Origin of the sequence: Caballeronia sp. INML3B (assembly GCF_023631305.1) — a bacterium.
Classification (GTDB): domain Bacteria; phylum Pseudomonadota; class Gammaproteobacteria; order Burkholderiales; family Burkholderiaceae; genus Caballeronia; species Caballeronia turbans.
Genome location: NZ_JALQDI010000034.1, coordinates 1 through 1,378, shown reverse-complemented (window position 1 = coordinate 1,378; position 1,378 = coordinate 1). Strand labels below are relative to the sequence as shown.

The 1,378-nt window shown below is 61.7% G+C and carries 1 protein-coding gene; it reads right to left on the bottom strand.

Going from position 1 to position 1,378, the window contains the following annotated elements; all coding sequences use genetic code 11:
• Positions 1-9 precede the first annotated feature (9 nt).
• Entirely contained in the window at positions 10-1,338 is a 1,329-nt protein-coding gene (locus NCS58_RS14035) for an IS4 family transposase (RefSeq protein ID WP_061122024.1), read from the bottom strand.
• Between the last annotated feature and the right edge of the window lie 40 nt (positions 1,339-1,378).

Here is a 1,378-nt window from a genome sequence, read left to right as displayed (position 1 = left end):
TAATGCCGTTCAGTTAAGGTCTTTTCTTAGATAACGAACGGTGTACCGTTTAGGGCGGGATTTGACGACCCGGTCGCATGCGCGTCCGGGTCGTTTTTCGTTGGGGAGAGACTTGAGCCTTTCGCGCAGGCGCTGAAGGCAGGCGGGTAACTTTGCAAACGCCGGCGTGAGGGCCGCCCACATCATCTCGTGCTGAATCGTGTGGAGGGCTCGCACGAAGCTGATATCAGTCGGCGCAAGTTTCGCCTCCCGTGCGGCGCAGGCGATCTCGCGGCGAATCAGGTTGTAGGCGATCAACGCGCCCCAGATCTCCTGATAGACCCCTGCGACGGTGCGGCTGCGCAAGGTCAACTCCGAACCGAGCATCGATTGCTTGAGCTCCGCGTAACTGGTTTCGATCTGCCAGCGGCGTTCGTAGCAGGCGACGATATCGGCGGGTTTGAAGCGTCGGCGATCCATGAGCGAAGTCAGCAGCACGCGTTCGCGTCCCCGCGCGTCGATGGCACGGATCGCCCGCACACTCCAGAATTCGGGTAAAGCCGGACATTTCTGGCGCGCCTGCGGCGACACACGCATGCGCACCATCGCATCGTCAGCGCTACCCGAGACGACTTCCCAGCAGGTATTGGCTTTGGCTGGAATCAGGAAGTGGCGATTGCGCGCGTTCATCGTCAGGCCACACAGGATTTCCGCGGCCAGAAAGCCTTTGTCGAACACCGTCAGTGAGTCTTCCGGGATTTGCGCCAGCAGGCTTTTGGCGTACACCATTTCGTTGGTGTCGTAGCGACCGAAATTGATATCGGCAATCAGGTGCGTCGGAATGGCGGTGAGCGTCACGGCGCGCACCTGCGGATAACTCGCCACCTTGCCGCTGGCATAGCCCTGCGCGCCAAAGTGCTCGCGGTTGGCCGGACTGTCGGGGGTGCGCAGTGTGGTGCCATCCATTGCCCACAGACTCAAGCCCTTGAACGCATGGTGGGCCGCGTCCTGAGTGGTCCACGCTCGCGCGGTCTGTGCAAACAGCCACGCCATCGGCGCTTCGCCAATACGTTGGCGCGCCTGCGCCGCAGCACTCTTGCTGACAAACGGGGCGGCATCGTTGGGCAAGGCCAGATCGAGGCTATCGAGTACCTCGCTAATCGACCAGTGGCGGTACATCGCCAGCGCAATGACCAGCCACACCACCTGTTCAGCCGGTAGGCGACGGCGCCGAATGCTCGCTGTCCCGGTCGCCTGGACTGCGCGTTCGATCCACGCGTAGGGCAGATGCTCGGCCAACCGTCGCAGATCGGCCGGCTCTTGTGCTTCGATCAGATAAGTGAGGTGGTCGGCAAGCATCGCACCGGAAAGTTAACAGCCCGGCGCTCCGTTTACAACC